This window comes from Bifidobacterium colobi (assembly GCF_018555455.1).
Classification (GTDB): Bacteria; Actinomycetota; Actinomycetes; order Actinomycetales; family Bifidobacteriaceae; genus Bifidobacterium; species Bifidobacterium colobi.
The window spans coordinates 432,344-448,544 of sequence record NZ_JAFEJU010000002.1 but is presented as its reverse complement, the minus strand read 5'-3'; the positions used below and the strand labels follow the sequence as shown (position 1 = coordinate 448,544).

Sequence of the window (16,201 nt, the reverse complement as noted above, 5' to 3'; positions counted from 1 at the left end):
CAGCCGCAAGGCATCTCGGCACGGCGATGACAGAACGAAAGGAACTGTGACATGGCGGATGTGCCTCAGACCAAGACATCAGATCAGCAGCCCACGGACGGCGATGGCACCAAAGCCCGCAGACTTGCCACCCTGCACCGCAATAATGAGGAATCGAACGCTTTTGTGCGCGCATGCATCGAAGGCGCGCTCATCCAACTGATGGAGATGAAACCATTCGAGTCAATCACCGTCACCGACATCGCCAAACGAGCCGGCGTCTCACGCAATGCCTACTACCGTAATTACGCTTCAAAAGAGGCGATTCTAGACGGATTTCTCGCCGCAATCTTTGAGCGAATCAATCACAGTCTGATGCAATACGATCCGATGACGCAGACCCGCGAGGCCTGTCTGGCCATGCTTACCGGCGTACGCAGCATCGCACCACAGTATCGGCTTATTCTTGGCGCCGGCCAAGGAAACCGTATTCGCGAGCGGATGCGCGCGAGCATGAACCGCAGCGCCGCCCGCCGTCAGATCGGCCCACGCTATGCCGCCTGTTATTGGGCGGGCGCGCTGTGCGAAGTCATCGACCAGTGGGTGCTCAACGACATGGATGCGCCCGACGAGGTACTGGCCGATATCATGACCGATTTGATGCTTCATGGCGTCGCCACCGCCGAACGTTACCATACCGGCTGTCAAGCGGCCTGACTAGCGAGCCTTACCTCACAATCGGTCGGCAATCAGGGCGCAATGCTCCCGCACTACGGCAGCGGAAGCGTGGAATTTCACCAATTCCTCCCTGTTGAGATGAAGGTCGACGAAGTCGCCGACGCCACTGCCATCGAGCGCAACCGGGAGCGACAGGAATACATCCCGTTCCCCATACTCGTATTCGCCGCTTATCAATGTGGACACGGATACGACGCTGCGTTCGTTCCAGAGAATCGTTCGAATCAACCCGGCGACGGTGGCGGCGATACCGTAGCTGGTTCCGCCGCGCAATCCTTTGATGTCAAGGCCTCGCCGGCGGGTCTGCTCTTCGATGCCGGCAAGCGTGACGCCTGGATATCGGTCGCGGTTGTCCTCCAGATACCGCGCGAACGATTTGCCGATGAACGAGACCGTGGACCACGGCACAAATTGCGAATCGCCATGTTCGCCGATCACATACCCCGATACCAGTCGCGGATCGAGATGCGTGGTTGTACCGATAATCGCTTTCATGCGGGAGGTATCAAGCGCGGCGCCCGAACCGAACACCTGCGCACGCGGCAAACCGGTACGTCGCCACGCGAACCAGCTCAACACATCGACCGGATTCGACAGCATGATCAGGATGCCATCAAAGCCCGAGTTGCTGATGTGCTTCAATATCGGGTCCACAATGTCGATGGCCGCATCGAGCTCCTGCATACGGGTCTCGCCCGGCTTCGGTTTTGGCCCAGCAGTGATGACCACCACATCAGCGTTGGCACAATCATCCCAGTCACCTGGCCGAATGGTGATGAATCGGCCAAGGAATTCGGAGCCGTCGGCCAAATCCATAGCCAAACCCTGCGCCTTGCGTGGATTATGGTTGATGAGCACCAACTCATTGCACAGCCCCTGCTCCACGATGGCACTGGCCACCGCCGAGCCCACGCTGCCAGTTCCGACAATCACCACCCGATTGTGATGCGAAGCAATCACAAGCTTTCCTTTCTTTATGCAAGGTTTTCCGCGGCTGATGCCGAGTCCTGCCTTATCACCTCACCGCGGTGAAGAAGAATCGCGGGAATGGGAAGATGACGCTGCCGTCTGACTGGGTTGGGTAGGCCTCACAGACCTGTGCGAATATCCTGGCTTCGAAAATCGCACGTGACTCATCATCCGGCAGCGCTTGCAGATATGGGCGCAATCCGGTGCCGCGATACCAATCCATAATTGCCTCATGCGAAGGCAACGTATGCATATACGCGGTCTTCCACATGCGGAAGTGCGCCGCATGGTTGCGCAATAGTTCCCAATAATCAGGCGGCGTCAGATTATAGAATTCCCGCTGCTGTGGCAGTCGATCCGCATAGTCCGGCAAGTGCACGACCTCAGCGATAATGCGATGGATCGGTTCCTCATAGTTCATCGGCGTCTGCACGGCGAGCATGCCGCCCTGCTTGAGCCTTGCCAGCAGTTCCGGAATCAGCTGCGCATGATTCGGCACCCATTGGATGCAAGCGTTGGAGAACACCACGTCAAAGTCGCCCGGCAGTCTGCCAAGCTCTTCCGGATTCGACACATCGCACAGCGCGAAGTCGATATCAGGATGTGCTTTGAGTGCGGCTTCAATCATTTCTGGAGAATTATCGATGCCGAGGATTTCCGCCTGCGGATACCGTTCGCGAAGCACGGCCGTGCTGTTGCCCGGACCACAGCCGATGTCGAGCACACGTTTGACTGTGCCGTAATCAGGCGGCAGCTGCATTGCCAAGTCACGCGAGGGCTGCGTGCGCTCGTTTTTGAAGCGCAGGTACTGTTCGGAATCCCATACAACCATGCGGCTCACGCTAGCCCGAGAGCCCAGTGGCGTCCATATTATTGATCACATACCGAACTACAGCATCGAACTACAGCGGCATCGGAGCGACAGCCACATAGCCATGCACCCAGCCGGCATCCACAGCGACCACGCCGAATATCTCCGCGCGCATCGTCGTATTCGCGTCCGCAAGTCTTCGAACGTACCATAGAGACAAGGAACACCGAAAAACAGATAGGTTACCGACAAAGGAGCAGTCACCATGAAGACTTTGGTACTGGTATTCCACCCTGACATGGCGAAGTCCCGCGCTAACGCGGCATTGATGGCGGCGGCGCAAGCTCTGTCTGTTGACAGCGGCAACGAGACTACCGTGCGCGAGGAATATGCGCTGTACCCGGACGGCCGCATCGACGTCGCGGCCGAGCAGCAGCTCATCGAGGCACATGATCGCATCGTATTGCAGTTCCCGCTCTACTGGTACTCCTCCCCCGCCCTGCTCAAGGAATGGGAGGATCAGGTGCTGGCGTTCGGCTGGGCATACGGGCCCGGCGGCAAGGCGCTTGAAGGCAAGGAAATCACGGTGGCCACCACGGCAGGCGGCCCGGAAAGCGAATACCAGCCGGAAGATAATGGTGCAACAATGCGCGAAGTGCTCTCGCAATACCGCATGATGGCCCGCTACGTGCACGCCACTTGGTTGGAGCCATTCGTGGTCTTCGGCGCGATGGAGCTTTCCGATGAGGCGCTGGCCGAAACCGCCGCGCGATACCAAGCATTCCTTACGGACTGATAGACCGATGAGCTTCCGAACGGAAAACGGCTGGGTCCAAGGCGAACGCACATTAGCGCTCTGGGCCTGGCTCACCCGCATCAAGCACACGCTGGTTTTCGCATCCTGTATATCTTGTTTGGGCATGTTCGTGGTCACATTTCTGGACGGAATCATGATGCACGATTTCCCGCAGATCAAGGAAGCTGTAGTTGCGTTCTGCATTGTGATTCCACTGCTTGGCGCATGTGCCTGGGCTGCCTTTCGCCTCCAACATCGGCCAATCAGCGCACTTGCCATACGCCCACGCTGGGGCGGAGTCGACCTTATGGCTGCGCAGAGTCGTCTTTCAGCCGGCGGCGAATGGTATGACTACCGCATTCGCTTCATCATGTTCCGCGCGTTCGACGCCATGGAGTTCACAATTCCGTGCGAATATCAAGGGCAACTGCGCCAAGCCGTCATGGAAATTCGCAATGGTTGGATACGCATGAAAGGTCTCCGCGAGCTCACCGAACGCGAGCGCTGGGCCACCGACTTCGAACGGTCTGGCTATCCACTGTTGGATCCCCGCACCACCTATGACTACGAGACCAATATGCTTATCGTAAAGCAGCCGTAGTGCAGACGACGTTCGGCTGCCGTCTCATCCGTTCAATCTGGCCGCCCGTCTGCCCTGCACGCCTATATCACCTGTCACACACACCGAGTTGCCATTGCACACAAGTGAAGCCTCACGATGTATGCGCCCCGACGAGTCATCCGCATACATAGTGAGGATTAAGGCCGCTGAATCCTCACGATGTATGCGGCATCTTGGTCCAGTCGCATACATAGTGAGACTTTCAATCCTTTAACCGGCGCTATGTATGCGAGCACTCTGTTCGGCCGCATACATAGTGAGGATTCGCATCCCATTACAATCCCACCGACCTCTTGCATCCAATCCACGTAAACAAAATCGCGCACAACATCACAATTGTTATCGAGTTATCCACATTTTTTCGTCAGAAACCTGAAGCTCGAACCACATACCCCGTTCCAGCTTGTCAAATGCACGCATGCCATTCGACCATGGAATCATGAGAACCCATCATGCCCTTGACCAGCTCATCAATGACGCTGAGCGTAACCTACGCTGCTTGTATTCAACATCCAACACCATAAAACAGGCAATGCTGATACGGCTGCGCAACGGATACCTGACTCGACCATTCCGCAATGCCTACGCGCGCACTGATTACTGGAAGTCGCTGAATCCCGCAGAGCAGTCGCGCCATATCATTCGGACGCTCTCTCAGCAGTTCCCCAACCGAGTGTTCGCAGGTCTTAGCGCAGCGGCAATCCTGCAGTTGGATTACAGCTGGAGCCTTCACCGCGACAATACGGTGTTCATTGCGCAAAAGACAGGAACTTCTGCGCGCACCTATTCAGGCATACAACGTATCAGCACATCCACATCAGCTATCGCGTCCATGCTGCACTACCGAACGAGTACGGGAGTCGGCGCAGTATTCCTTGATCTTCCGCCAGAGTCACCTCGAATAGCGGAGATTACCATCGGTGGCAGAAAGCCGGAGATCACCAATATCGTACCGATAACCTCCCCTGCGCAAACCTTGGTCGACTGCGGACTGCAGTTCTCATTCACGCAAGCCCTACCGATGTTCGATTCCGCAGCACGCAATAAACTCGTGACCTCCGACCAGATCATCGAGATATGCGATCAATCACGAATCGATTGCAGCAGCGTGTTGAGACTTGTTCATTATATGAATCCACTCAGCGAGAACGGGGGCGAATCTTTATGCCGCGCCATCATCATAGAAGCCGGGTTCGTAGTTCCCGATTTGCAGCATGTATTCGTCAACCCTGACGCTCCATGGAAGGAGTATCGAGTAGATTTTGTTTGGCATACGCCCAGTGGGCGAATCATCGTATTGGAATTCGACGGCACCGCCAAATACGTTGATCCTTCGATGACTCATCGCCAAGGCATACAGGATGTCGTGCATTCAGAAAGGGAACGCGAAGACAATATACGCAAAGCCGGCGTAAACACTATTGTTCGAACCACCTATGACGAAGTACGGCAGAAAACTCCGCTAATCAACAAGCTACTTGAGGCTGGAGCCCCTATGACCATCATGAATCCGTTCACCGAGCGGGCAGCAGATAGCAACTGGCCGGACGCATAACCAACCGGCGCTATGTATGCGGCTGGACCAAGCCCCCGCATACATAGCGCCGGTTTGACAGCCGAAAACCTCACTATGTATGCGAGTACCTCGTTGAGACGCATACATAGCGCCGGTTTAGGGCCTTCAATCCTCACTATGTATGCGGAGGCTTCGTTTGACCGCATACTTAGTGAGGATTACACCACGGTGCGCCACCGTACACTGCGGATCACACCACGGTGCGCCACCGTACACTGCGGATCACACCCAAATAGCGCGCCCCAGAGTACGCCCACCTCCACTAACCGCTCACAACAGCCTATAATGATAACGCAAACATCATTGGAATTGTTGGGATAACGAGGCAACAATCATGGATAATGCGAGGCGGCGCGAAGAACAACTCCCCTACCATTACGACGACCCGAGCATCATGGGCGGCCAACTCGAATACCAGGAGAAGCTCTGGGAATTCAACCAGACGCATCCCACGGACCAAGCCGGCAAGCAGAAACTCCTGAAGGAAATGTTCGCCGAAATCGGCGAGGGCTGCCACGTGGAGACGCCGGCGCACGCGAACTGGGGCTTCCATCATGTGCATATGGGCAAAGGCATCTACTGCAACGTGAACTTCACGTGCGTGGACGACGCCGACATCACTATCGGCGACTGGTGCATGTTCGGCCCGAATGTAGTCATCGCCACCGCCGGCCACCCCGTGCTGCCGGTACTGCGCGAGCATCATTACGTCTACGCGATTCCGGTCGCAATCGGCCGCAACGTCTGGGTTGGCGCGAACGTGACCATTCTGCCGGGCGTCACCATCGGCGACAACTGCGTCATCGGCGCCGGCTCGGTGGTCAGTCACGACATTCCGGCAAACTCCGTGGCCTATGGCGTGCCTTGCAAAGTCGCGCGCCCGATCGGCGAAAAGGATAAGGAATACTACTACAAAGATCGGAAGCTTGACGTATGGGAGTAACCACCATGCAGACAACTACGCAGGCAACCGCACAGACAACCACGCACGCAACCGTACACGCAACCGCACATATCGCCGTCAACACCGCCCACGAAACCGGCCCACTGCCCCACGACTGGCGCTTTTCGGCTATGACGAATGCAATTACACCTACATGCCGGAAGGCCGGCGCATGCTGGAGCGCTTCGGCAAGCTCGGCGATGCGCCCTATTATGCGCATACACAATGGGCCGAGGAGGGTAAGCCGAAGTATCCTGCCGGCGAGCAATACGAGCGCATCAAAGCCGCGGATGCCTTGGAATCGTTAGCCTCTGAAGAAACCGTAACCGCCACAAGCGCGGGCACGGCAACCGTGCGATTCACCATGCCCACGCACGCGGTATCACTACTGACGTTCGATCTTCAGTAGCTCACCACGCTGGCTAATGTTCGGTGCGATGATGTGGAGGCGAATAATACGCCGCTCTATTCCGTAGCCTCCGCCGCCGCATCCTCCTTGAGCGCATGCAGCAGAGCCTTGTCGCGCTGTTCGATAACGCGCTTGCCGTCCTCGCCCTGCCATGAAAAGAATCCACGTCCGGTTTTGGCGCCGAGGTTGCCTTCCTTGACTTTTTCGGCGAGCAGCGGCGAGGGGCCGGTGCCATTGTCCATGTCGTCGAACAGGTAGGTGCTGATGTTGTAGAACACGTCGAGTCCACCAAGATCGATGCTGGCCACCGGGCCGACCAGGTTCCAGCGGCGGCCGAGGCTGTATTTCATCACATCGTCCACGGCGGCGGCATCCGCGATGCCTTCCTGGATGATATGGAATTCCTCGCGCAGCACGGCCATCTGCAGTCGGTTGCCCACGAATCCCAGGGATTCCTTCTTGATTTTCGCTGGCTTCTTGCCGATGAGATTCATGAGATCGAAGGTCACGTCCACCACATGCGGATTGGTATGAGCGCCGGGCACCACCTCCACCAGCGGCATCAATTGCGCCGGGTTCCAGAAGTGCGCCACCACGAATCGTTCGGGGCGCTCAAGTACTGACTGGATGGCAGTAGGGCTCAGGCCCGATGTGTTGGTGGCGAAAATCGCATCCTTTGGCGCGAACTTCTCAATTTCGCGCCATACGCTCTGCTTGACTTCCAGATTCTCAGCCACTGATTCGATGACGAAATCAGCGCCGGCCACGCCCTGCTCATAGCCGACGATCGGCGTGATGCGGGCGAGCAAATCCTCCACGGTCTCACCGGCGTGCAACAGCCCGGCACCGGCGAAGGTCTCGGCATCGGCACGAATGCGACCCATCGAGCGATCAAGCGACGCCTCGCTGCGGCCGACCAACCGTGTCCCGTAGCCGGCGAGCGCGAACTGCAGTGCAATGGCATGCCCCATCGTGCCCGTGCCTACGTTCGCAATCACCTTAATATCTTCAGCGCTCTTTGCCCCCAGTACCGTTGCGCCATCCTGCTGCTGCGCCATCGCTGCCATCTCCATCCATCGTTACCGTTAACGATCAACAATTCCTGATTATGCCACTGAATCGAGCGTTGTAGCAGTAATAGCGGTGTCCTTCCATCGCAGCAATTCGAAGCCAAGCACGTAGACAAGCAACAGTGCGGAGGCAAGGAACACCACGCGCAGCGCGAGGTCCAGCGACGGCAGGAACGTGGCTGCGACACCGAACACGGCCACCCCAATCGCCCCGCCGACTTGTCGGAACGTGTTGAACATGGCGGATGCGATGCCTGCCTGCACATCGTCCACGCTTTTCAGAACGACGCCCGCCGCCGCCGGCGTAGTAATGGCCGCACCGAAACCGACGATGCTCATGCCAGTGGCCACCACCCACACCGCCACCGGTTTCGGCGAGAAGAATTCGAATAGAAAACCGGCAATCATAATGCCCAGCCCCAACGTAATCGAGAATTTCGAGCCGCGCGCGGTGACGATACGTCCGCCTGTCAGATTGCCCAGGATGGTCACGAAGGATGCAGGAACGAACACCAGACCGGCCGCAAACGGATCCATATGAAGCTCCTGCTGCAAGTACATGGTGCAGATAAACGCCATGCCATACCAGTTGAAAATCATGATGAACCCGATTTGCAACGCCACCTGCATACCCCGCACACGGAAAAGCCCGAGCGGCATCATCGGCGAGGCAACCTTGGTTTGCGAAAAACCAAACACCACGATGGTGATCACACCGACGGCAAGCAATATCAGGGTTGAAGGCGCAAACAGACCGGCATCACCGACCTCGATGATGCCCGCCACCAACGTGCTCAAGCCAATCAACGCCAAGGCCTGACCAATCCAGTCGAATTTGGTCGCGCGCTGCGGCGATGGAGCGATACGAGGTGCGACGGCGAGAATCATCAGGCAGAACGGCACATTAATGGCGAACACCAGACTCCAGTGAATCGGCGTGAGCAAGCCACCTAACAATGGCCCGACCGCCGATGCGGAGGCACCACCAGCACCCCAGAGTGCGAGCGCCCACGCGCGGTAACGAGGATTCGGACTCGCCTCGTTAATCAGCGACATCGAAGCCGGAAGCAGCAACGCCGAAGCCACACCGAGTATGCAACGCCCCACGACCAATGCCGCCATCGACCAAGCAAACGTACAGAACAGCGAAGCCGCACCGAACGATGCCGCACCAATAAGGAAGATTCGTTTGGCGCCAAATTGGTCGGCGAGACTGCCGGCGAGCAGCAGCAAAGCAGCGAACAGCAGCGCGTATCCGTCCACCACCCACTGCTGCACGGCCATATTGCCGCCCAGGTCTTTGGCAATGGTCGGCAGCGCCACGTTCACGATGAGCACATCCATGCCGGCCAGGAATGACGCGATGGCAGCCGCAGCAGTAGTGATGTTCGCGGAATATTTGGAAACCAAGCTCACCATAATCCTTCTGATATATACTTCTAGTTATTGCGTGAGCCAGTGTACGCTTGAAAAACACTGTAAAGTCTTGATTTATCAATGATTATGGTTTATAGCGCATAAACTAAAAGTTTATATAAAAAAGGCTTCATCATGTATGATAAACGATTGGATGCGGTGATTGCGGCGGCCGAAACCGGCAGCTTCGCCAGCGCCGGCCGGCTGCTACATATCTCCACGCCGGCATTGGCCAAGCAAGTCAACACGTTCGAAAAGGAATACAGGCTCACGTTGTTCACCCGTTCGCGCAGCGGCGTGACGTTGACTCCAGCCGGCAGAACGTTTGTGGACGAAGCGCGCCCCATCATGCGCCAATGCCGAAGTCTCATCTATCGCACGCAGCAAAACTCATCAGAACGCGATGCTCCCGTGCGGCTTGGCATATCTCTGCTTCGCCCGGGCCGCAGCATCCTCGACCTATGGCAACGCGATGCCAGCAAACATCCCGGCATTCGTCTCGAACTGGTTTCCATGCCCGACGATACGCAATCAATCAACGACATCCTCATGCATCTGGGTGAGAACATCGATATGGTATCCACTGCGTTCGATGAAGAGTATTGGAGCACGGTCTGCAATACCTTGACGCTGGGATTCGAACCGTCCTGGATTGCCATACCGCGCAGTCATGCGCTAGCCAAGCGCACGCATGTCTCGCTCGATGATCTTGAAGGCACCCGCATCCGCATCCTGAAGCAGCATCACGGCGGCAACGATACCGCCTATGATCTGCTGGCAAGCCATCCGTCCATCGAACTCATCGACATTGATCATTATGACTTGGATACGTTCAATGATTGTGCCGACCATGGCGACTTGTTGATGTCCAAACCGATTTGGTCTGATGTGCATCCGCAGTTCGCCACTATCCCCGTGGATTGGCCGCAGCCGATTGGCATGTCCTATGGATTGATGTACGCGCGTGACCCTTCCCCCGCCGTCGCCGCGTTCATCGCGCGTATTCGCGAACTTGCTACGATGTAAGCGGCCTTTTCTCCACGGTGTGGCAAACGCCATAATCAGCATCTTTCAAAAACCGTAGAATAACGCCATTTTCCTAAAACCACACGGTGAGGAATTACCACACGGTGGGAGAAAACAGCCAACATGCTATGCCGCCAACGGCAAGGTGATCAGCATCGTGGTGCCGCGCGACGATGTGGATTCCACGCTCAGCGTGCCACCATAGCGATTCGCCACATCACGGGCCAAAGCCAATCCCAAGCCGTATCCCTGATGTTCGGTGCCATCATCGTCGCGCGCGAACCGTCGGAACAGTCGCTCCGGATCCGAGCCGATGCCGCTGCCGCAGTCGGTGACGCGCACCGCCACATCACCGTGATGATGGTAGCCAAGCGAAACAGTGACCGCCGAATCAGCCGGCGAATGAGCGATGGCATTATCAAGCACCGCCACCAGGCAGCGCGAGAGTCCCACGGCATTGCCGCGCACCACAAATCGCGCTGGATCTCCATCAATATGGGTGTGCAACGTCACGCCGCGCTTGTCAGCCAACGGCTGCACCGAATCCACGGACTGACTAATCACGCCGGCGAGCGCAACCGGTTCGGCATCCACAGCACCGCGGGCTGCCACCAGCAGGTCCGTGATAATCGCGTTCATGCGATCCACATCACCGCGCAAGTCATTGATGGCGCTGTCGATTGACTGCCCATGGGCGCGACGGAATTCAATCAGGTCGATACGCGTGGAGATGACCGCCAACGGCGTCTTCAACTCATGACTGGCATCCGCCACAAAATCCTTCTGCAGTTCGAAGGCGTGCTCCAGCGGCGCGACTTCCTTGCGCGAATAATATCGGCCCACCAATGCCACGGCGGCGATCACGCCGAGTACGAACAGCACAGTGAACCCCACGGCCTTTTTGGTATCGATCACCATCATGCCTGAGCCGAATTGTTCGGTGACGGACATGGCGTTCGGATCGAGCCCTCGTTCAGTGAATTCGTGGCGCGACCCCAACAGCACGCCGGCCACGAATATGAGCCCGCCGGCCACGGTGATGATGGTCATTGCGATGGTCATGCGCAGACTGATCAGGCCGGCAACGGTGCCGGCATGATCGTTACGTTTGCGCTGCGTCTGCTTGCCGTTCGCCATAGTTCACACTCCCCTATGTCTCCTATGTAATAGGCCTAATCCTGCGGCTGCCCAATGCGGTACCCTTTGCCGCGCACAGTGGCGATAATGCCACGCGTGGTTTTGCCGCGCACATACGACACGTATACGTCCACCGCACCGATGTCGCTACCGGTCGAGAACGCGTTTTTCAGCAGTTCTTCGCGACTGAACACATGGTCTGGCGCGGCGGCCAACGTGGCCAGCATTTTCGCCTCCACATCGGTCAGCGGCACAGCGCGGCCGTCCGGGTCCTCGATGATGTTGGCGCTGGGTTTGAGCAGCCAATCGCCGATTATGACGCTCGCCGCCTGCGCATGGAACCCGCGCAGCAGCGCGCGCAATCGGGCTTCAAGCTCCACCACATGGAATGGTTTGGTGAGGTAATCATTGGCACCGGCGTCGAGCCCGTCCACAATATCGTCCACTTCGGCGAGCGCGGTCAACATCAGTGCAGGCGTCGCGACACCTCCCGCGCGCAATCTGCGAATCAAATCCAATCCGTCACCATCCGGCAAACGACGATCGACGATCAACGCATCAAAGGTGTTTGCGGCGAGACGCGCCCTCGCATCGGTAATCGTCTGCACCCAGTCCACGCGATAGTCGAGACCAAGCATTTCCGAGGTCATCGCCCCCAGGTTCGGGTCGTCTTCAATAAACAGCACGGCCGGTAGCAGCAGTCGTTCCGGATCAGTCGCGTATTCATTCGCCGTCGTCATTATTACTGTGTCCTGACAATAACAAGCCTTTTCTTACGGTTATATCAGACCGCCAACCGTCTAAGAGTTTGCTAAGAAACGCGCGAAACATTGGCGCAATACCGTGGGAGAAGTAACGTGCGCACTATGAGCAATACGGAGCATGTGTTCACCGCGAATGGGGTGACGTGTATCGTGCCGGCGCAAGGTGAACGCCGCACGATTTTTGAGAATCTTGACTTTGCGATAGCCCCCGGTGAGATTGTGGATCTGGTCGGACCATCCGGTTCCGGTAAAAGCAGCCTGCTGACCGCGTTCGCGCGGCTTAATCCACATGCGACCGGCTCATTCGCCTTGAATGGGCATGACTCCGGCGAGTTCACGCCGCAGCAATGGCGGCATGAGGTGGCGTATCTGTCACAGAAGCCAATTCTGCCGGGTGAGACGGTGGCTGAGGCGATTCGCTTGCCGTTCACATTGGTGATTCGCGCTGGGGCGAGCGGAATCGGCGGCCAGAACGCTGATGCTGCGGCGGACAATGCGGCAGCCGCTACCAATGCGGCCTCGCTTGCCTCATCTGCTACCACCAGCATCTCCACGCCTCATACTGCGTCCGCCAGCACTTCCGCCCCGCACCACATCGGCAAAGTCAGCCTCGGCCGCAAATTCATAGCACTATTCCGCAACAACGATCAGCAGGCGCGCAAACTACTCACCGATCAGAAGATTCGTATGACGTTGGATGCGATGGGCTGCGAGGACATCGATCTTGACCGTCCGCCGCATGATTTGTCCGGCGGTCAGGCGGCACGCGTCTCCTTGGCACGCACGCTCTTGACCGAGCCGAAAGTGCTGCTGGCAGATGAGGTGGATGCTGGGTTGGATGATGAGAACGCCGAGAAGGTAGCCGATATTATGGCCACCGCCGCAGCCCGCGGCATGGCGATTATCCGCATCCGCCATCGTCCACCGGACGGTCGCGCTTCCCGAATCGTGACTTTGGCTAACGGAACGTTGAGCGAACAAGCTGGTGAGCAGGCATGACCGGTAACGCATACGACATTGATATCTGGGGCCTTTTGGTCGCGCTGACGATGGTGGCCATTGCGGCTGGCATCAGCGAACTCATGCGCATCAACATCGGCAAGACGCTGCTGTGGTCCGCATGCCGCGCGTTGCTGCAATTATGCGCGATGGGGTTCATCATCGGCTATGTGATTCGCGCGAACAACGTGTTTTTGGTGTTCGCCGTGATTGCGGTGATGCTGGTGGCCGCCGTGCAGATCACGCTTTCACGTGCCAAAGGTGTGCCGAAAGGATTAGCTGGGCCGGTGCTGTTGAGCCTGACCATCACGATGCTGCTGATGATTTCGCTGGTCACCGAGCTCGTGGTGCGTCCGCACCCGTGGTATGCGCCGCAGCTCGTGGTGCCGCTGACCGGCATGCTGCTGGGCAATACGGTATCCGCATTGGCAGTGGGATTGAGCCGATTCTACGAGAGCATGAACGAGCGCCGCGATGAGATCGACACACTTCTCGCCTTGGGATCCACGGCCTGGGAAGCCGCCCGCCCCTCCATCGTCTCCTCAATTCGACTGGGTCTCCTGCCCACCACGGCCACGTTGGCATCCTGCGGCATCGTGACGATACCGGGCATGATGGCCGGTCAGGTGATTGCCGGCGGCGACCCGCTTGAAGCCGCCAAATACCAGTTCGTGGTGTTCGCCGCCATCGCCGCGCTGACCCTGGTGGCCGACAGCCTCATCATGGCGATGGTCTACCGCACCTGCTTCACCGCCGACGACCAATACAAGCCCCCGGAAATGCGGTGACAATTAGTATACGTTGAATTCACTGACCTGTGGATTATCAGTGGTTCCGGTCACATAGCATTCGTAATTCATGCCTTTAGCCGTGGCCCCGTACTCATTGGTCACGTCAACAGTAGCCTTGTAAAACCATGTGTTATCGTCACTAGGAGTGAAATCCTGGAGGACACCCGCGATGTCATGAGTCTTAAAACCATAGGGGTATTGCTGCTTGCCATATGCACGACATGCAGCAAGGGCAGCACTCGTAGTAAGTTTCTTTGCCAGATTATCCGCTTGCACTTGTTTAGCGGATTCCGCATCAATGTTGCTCTGTGTGTCAACTGTCAAATCAATAGTCTGGCTAAGTATCGTATGCGGGGTGGTATCTGTGACAATCCATTCGATTCCTGCTGCGCTGTCATCGATGATACGCTGCTCGTCATTATCAGTGCCTGCCCCATGCTTGAAGTAGATATCACCTAACAAATTTTCCTTTTTAAGCTGTTCAATGGCGTCTTTGGCAGGTTTGCCCTTAAGGTCTTTCGCTAATTGCTTGATGTCACTGGACTTTTCGGAGGCCTTATAAGCTTCCGATTCGACTGTGAGAGTAACCTCGTCACTTGTGGAGCTCTCTTCGCCAGCTTTCGGCTCCTGCGCTTTCACAGTACCTTTAAGAGCGATACCACCATCTGGATCTTTCGCATCAATGCTATAAAAGCCTTCGTTATTGAGCATGCTTTTGGCTTCTGCCAATGTCTTACCAGTGACATCAGGCACTGTCTTTTCTCCGCAGGCCGAAAGTCCTACAAGCATCAACGCCGATAAAAGCAACGCTATCGCTTTCTTCATGATGAATTCTCCCTCTTGTCGGACCTCATCGTTCGCACTTTCTTAAAGAATACATCAAGATAGAAATCCATTTGTTCTCAGGGAACCATGTTTCGATTATCGAAGTGATTCAAATACAATCAGCGGAACGAACAATTCGTTATTGTCTCGTCTATCATCATTCCTAATATGATTGAACGTATGGATGGATTTCCGGTTACCTCAACAATCTCAAATCGCTATCGTTGATTACACACATTTGGATAGGAGACACCGATGAACAGTGAAAATACATTCACCATGATGGGTGTCACCACGCAGTGGGATGATGACACCATCACTATTACCGAAGTCGGATACCCGCACAAAGCCGTGTTGAGTAACACTGGCAAGATTCTCTCATCTACATTCGGTCCACAAGGTGAATCATTCTTGCATCACTGGTTTGATCGAGTGAAGCCCACTGTAGATGGCTTACGCGCCATCGATCGAGAATACGCCAATGCCTGAAATCTTTAATTTTGCCGGATACTCCATATATTTCACTGCACTTGACCGTGATCATGGTGTGCATGTACATGTTGCCCAAGGGTCGCGTCATGATCTTGCCCGGTTTGTACTTGGTGCAAATGGCACGGTGTCTTTAGCCCATAACAAAGGTGGACTATCTGCTAAAGACATCAGGAGACTTCAGTTCTTCCTGACCTCGAATTATAAGAATATTCTGCTCGCATGGAGCATGTTCTTCGGCCAAGACTATCACTTTGATCAGTGATCTTTTTTACAGCCAACGATGAAATGTCTGACCAATACAAGTCGCCTAAAATGCGGTATTGGGCAAATAGGCTACGCCTTCAGACGCTAGATACGCAAAACCCTCATTATGGTACGCAGCTCAACAAAGTACCCGCATACCATAGTGAGGCTTAAATGGCACCGCTCGTCACGCCAGCTTCTTGTAAGCTTCCTCGTCGACCGGTTCAAGCCATTCGTTGGAGGCGCCTTCCTTCTTGGGCATGATCGCCACATGGGCGAACGCTTCGGTGGGCGCGGCACCATGCCAATGCTTGGTTTCCGGCGGAATGTACGCCACATCGCCGGGCTTCAACTCCACCGGCTCCTGCCCTTCAATCTGGTAGTAGCCGCGACCGCCCACAGCCAGCAAGATCTGGCAGACACCATGATGGATATGCCAATGATTCGTGCAACCGGGCTCAAAGGTCACGTTGGCCACGTTCACCTGATCGTCGCTGGCCAACGGCGCCAAATAGCTTTGGCCTTCAAAATACTGGGCGTACGCATCATTCGGCTTGCCCATCGGGAATGCGCTTGGATTTTCCATAAGTTTCCT

19 protein-coding genes are annotated in these 16,201 nt (G+C 56.2%); 11 read left to right on the top strand and 8 right to left on the bottom strand.

Annotation, left to right across the window (positions count from 1 at the left end):
• The first annotated feature begins 51 nt into the window (after positions 1–51).
• On the top strand, positions 52–696 hold the full coding sequence (locus JS530_RS04065) for a TetR/AcrR family transcriptional regulator (RefSeq protein ID WP_214375908.1): 645 nt from the start codon (positions 52–54) through the stop codon (positions 694–696).
• Positions 697–711: 15 nt separating this feature from the next.
• On the opposite strand, the gene JS530_RS04060 is transcribed toward JS530_RS04065, so the two are convergent.
• Together JS530_RS04060 and JS530_RS04055 are read right to left on the bottom strand one after the other, a co-directional pair.
• Positions 712–1,677 (bottom strand): L-lactate dehydrogenase, encoded by a 966-nt coding sequence (locus tag JS530_RS04060; RefSeq protein WP_214375907.1) that lies wholly within the window; start codon positions 1,675–1,677, stop codon positions 712–714.
• Between the two features lie 55 nt (positions 1,678–1,732).
• Positions 1,733–2,518 (bottom strand): methyltransferase domain-containing protein, encoded by a 786-nt coding sequence (locus JS530_RS04055; protein ID WP_214375906.1) that lies wholly within the window; start codon positions 2,516–2,518, stop codon positions 1,733–1,735.
• A 244-nt stretch (positions 2,519–2,762) separates the two neighbouring features.
• Here JS530_RS04055 and JS530_RS04050 point away from each other — a divergent pair, with 244 nt between their 5' ends.
• The 5 genes from JS530_RS04050 to JS530_RS04030 all read left to right on the top strand — a co-directional run bounded on the left by JS530_RS04050 (position 2,763) and on the right by JS530_RS04030 (position 6,843).
• Complete coding sequence (locus JS530_RS04050) at positions 2,763–3,293, top strand: NAD(P)H-dependent oxidoreductase (RefSeq protein WP_214375905.1); 531 nt, start codon at positions 2,763–2,765, stop codon at positions 3,291–3,293.
• 307 nt (positions 3,294–3,600) lie between these two features.
• On the top strand, positions 3,601–3,894 hold the full coding sequence (locus JS530_RS04045; RefSeq protein ID WP_214375904.1) for a hypothetical protein: 294 nt from the start codon (positions 3,601–3,603) through the stop codon (positions 3,892–3,894).
• Positions 3,895–4,354: 460 nt separating this feature from the next.
• The gene (locus JS530_RS04040) at positions 4,355–5,470 is read left to right on the top strand and encodes a CTP synthase (RefSeq protein ID WP_214375903.1); all 1,116 of its coding nucleotides are present in this window, start codon (positions 4,355–4,357) and stop codon (positions 5,468–5,470) included.
• A 355-nt stretch (positions 5,471–5,825) separates the two neighbouring features.
• Positions 5,826–6,434 carry a sugar O-acetyltransferase gene (locus tag JS530_RS04035; RefSeq protein ID WP_214375902.1) on the top strand — a complete coding sequence of 203 codons (609 nt, stop codon included), beginning with the start codon at positions 5,826–5,828 and terminating at the stop codon, positions 6,432–6,434.
• Positions 6,435–6,606: 172 nt separating this feature from the next.
• Positions 6,607–6,843 carry a hypothetical protein gene (locus JS530_RS04030; protein ID WP_214375901.1) on the top strand — a complete coding sequence of 79 codons (237 nt, stop codon included), beginning with the start codon at positions 6,607–6,609 and terminating at the stop codon, positions 6,841–6,843.
• Positions 6,844–6,899: 56 nt separating this feature from the next.
• Here the strand turns inward: JS530_RS04030 and JS530_RS04025 are convergent, their stop codons facing one another.
• Together JS530_RS04025 and JS530_RS04020 are read right to left on the bottom strand one after the other, a co-directional pair.
• Positions 6,900–7,901, bottom strand: coding sequence for a 3-hydroxyacyl-CoA dehydrogenase family protein (locus JS530_RS04025; RefSeq protein WP_214376045.1), 1,002 nt, complete (start codon positions 7,899–7,901; stop codon positions 6,900–6,902).
• Between the two features lie 48 nt (positions 7,902–7,949).
• Positions 7,950–9,323, bottom strand: a complete 1,374-nt coding sequence (locus JS530_RS04020) for an MFS transporter (protein WP_240541083.1) — start codon at positions 9,321–9,323, stop codon at positions 7,950–7,952.
• A 141-nt stretch (positions 9,324–9,464) separates the two neighbouring features.
• On the opposite strand from JS530_RS04020, the gene JS530_RS04015 reads away from it, so the two are divergent.
• A complete protein-coding gene (locus JS530_RS04015) occupies positions 9,465–10,355 on the top strand; it encodes a LysR family transcriptional regulator (protein ID WP_214375899.1) in 891 nt (296 codons plus the stop codon).
• 126 nt (positions 10,356–10,481) lie between these two features.
• On the opposite strand, the gene JS530_RS04010 is transcribed toward JS530_RS04015, so the two are convergent.
• On the bottom strand, positions 10,482–11,492 hold the full coding sequence (locus JS530_RS04010) for a sensor histidine kinase (RefSeq protein ID WP_214375898.1): 1,011 nt from the start codon (positions 11,490–11,492) through the stop codon (positions 10,482–10,484).
• 35 nt (positions 11,493–11,527) lie between these two features.
• Positions 11,528–12,232: a response regulator transcription factor gene (locus JS530_RS04005; RefSeq protein ID WP_214375897.1), complete on the bottom strand. Its 705-nt coding sequence runs from the start codon at positions 12,230–12,232 to the stop codon at positions 11,528–11,530.
• Positions 12,233–12,358: 126 nt separating this feature from the next.
• On the opposite strand from JS530_RS04005, the gene JS530_RS04000 reads away from it, so the two are divergent.
• Together JS530_RS04000 and JS530_RS03995 are read left to right on the top strand one after the other, a co-directional pair.
• On the top strand, positions 12,359–13,255 hold the full coding sequence (locus JS530_RS04000) for an ABC transporter ATP-binding protein (protein ID WP_214375896.1): 897 nt from the start codon (positions 12,359–12,361) through the stop codon (positions 13,253–13,255).
• Entirely contained in the window at positions 13,252–14,043 is a 792-nt protein-coding gene (locus JS530_RS03995; protein WP_214375895.1) for an ABC transporter permease, read from the top strand. The genes JS530_RS04000 and JS530_RS03995 overlap by 4 nt, the downstream gene beginning before the upstream one ends.
• Before the next feature lie 3 nt (positions 14,044–14,046).
• Here the strand turns inward: JS530_RS03995 and JS530_RS03990 are convergent, their stop codons facing one another.
• On the bottom strand, positions 14,047–14,871 hold the full coding sequence (locus tag JS530_RS03990) for a YPYG domain-containing protein (RefSeq protein ID WP_214375894.1): 825 nt from the start codon (positions 14,869–14,871) through the stop codon (positions 14,047–14,049).
• Between the two features lie 255 nt (positions 14,872–15,126).
• Between JS530_RS03990 and JS530_RS03985 the strand changes: the two genes are divergently transcribed.
• Together JS530_RS03985 and JS530_RS03980 are read left to right on the top strand one after the other, a co-directional pair.
• Positions 15,127–15,360 carry a hypothetical protein gene (locus JS530_RS03985; RefSeq protein WP_214375893.1) on the top strand — a complete coding sequence of 78 codons (234 nt, stop codon included), beginning with the start codon at positions 15,127–15,129 and terminating at the stop codon, positions 15,358–15,360.
• A complete protein-coding gene (locus tag JS530_RS03980; RefSeq protein ID WP_214375892.1) occupies positions 15,353–15,625 on the top strand; it encodes a DUF4160 domain-containing protein in 273 nt (90 codons plus the stop codon). Before JS530_RS03985 ends, JS530_RS03980 begins: the two co-directional genes overlap by 8 nt.
• Before the next feature lie 168 nt (positions 15,626–15,793).
• On the opposite strand, the gene JS530_RS03975 is transcribed toward JS530_RS03980, so the two are convergent.
• Positions 15,794–16,192 (bottom strand): cupin domain-containing protein, encoded by a 399-nt coding sequence (locus JS530_RS03975; RefSeq protein ID WP_214375891.1) that lies wholly within the window; start codon positions 16,190–16,192, stop codon positions 15,794–15,796.
• Positions 16,193–16,201: the final 9 nt, after the last annotated feature.